Raw genomic sequence first — 927 nt, 5'->3', positions numbered from 1 at the left:
TGTCTCCAGATAGGTTTTTGTTGTTTCAGGGTCAGAGAGATTGAAACTCAGCGAAACTGAATTCTTAATTATGGATAATGGGCTTTCAGGAGGCTGACGAGGTTTCCAGGCTTCCTCGATCGCTATCAAAATAATAGCTGCTGGCGCTCGTCCCTATTGGCTCAGGGCCATTTTTTATACCGGAAACGGTATTCCTGGGGGGCCGCGAATCAGCTTCGGGAGCTTTTACGCCGCTTTTACGCCCTTCAAGGACCCTCAAGTGCGGTTTTTGGGTGATTTCGGCCATGAAACCAGCTTGCAGGCCAATAATGGCGGGCGCAAGAAGCTATTGTTTTGATAGCAAAAAGAAGGGAGGGCTACCGCCCTCGCCTGGCTGTTCGATAGGGCGCCTCACAAATCCGGCCCGGTCTTCCTGTTGGGCCAATCCACCTGCAAGAGCGCGACGTGTGCCAGACGTGCCTAGAGCGTCAGAACCAGCCCCTGCCCTGTCTTGACGCCAAATGAGATCAGTGCAAACAGCACGGCGGCCTGCAAGGCAATCACCATGATGGAGAAGCCGATGAGGGACCGGCCCGGTACACGGAAAATCGCCGCGTACACCGCGATCCCGGCCATAAAGGCAAACACGAATCCCATGAAACCGCCACCGGCCAGCTTGAAGACCCCCAGGCTCACGGCAGGTGCAGTAATCGCCGCGATGGCGGCAGCGCCATAGCTGGTGTTGCCAGCCTCGACAAACCCGGCAGCCCACTTCACGGGCATCAGGGTGATGAGGGCAAAGAGAACGAGGGGGAACAGCAGGAGGGCCATACGGTCTTCAGGAAATTGCGGCTCGTCATGATAACGGCCCGCTGCGCCTTTGCCACGGTATTCACCGGCACGCGGCGGCGAAAAGGAGCGGGCGCTCTTTACAGCAGGCCCTTCAAT

Annotated in this window: 1 protein-coding gene; it reads right to left on the bottom strand. The window is 57.0% G+C overall.

What is annotated here, in order from left to right; translation table 11 throughout:
* Window positions 1-459: 459 nt before the first annotated feature.
* A partial coding sequence (locus tag AC1D0Z_RS22950) for a hypothetical protein (RefSeq protein WP_477660434.1) occupies window positions 460-927 on the bottom strand: 468 nt, incomplete at its 5' end.

The sequence above is a fragment of the Polaromonas sp. P1_E3 genome, from assembly GCF_056405935.1.
The sequence above is the reverse complement of the archived record's forward strand: the minus strand, read 5'-3'. Positions and strand labels throughout refer to the sequence as shown.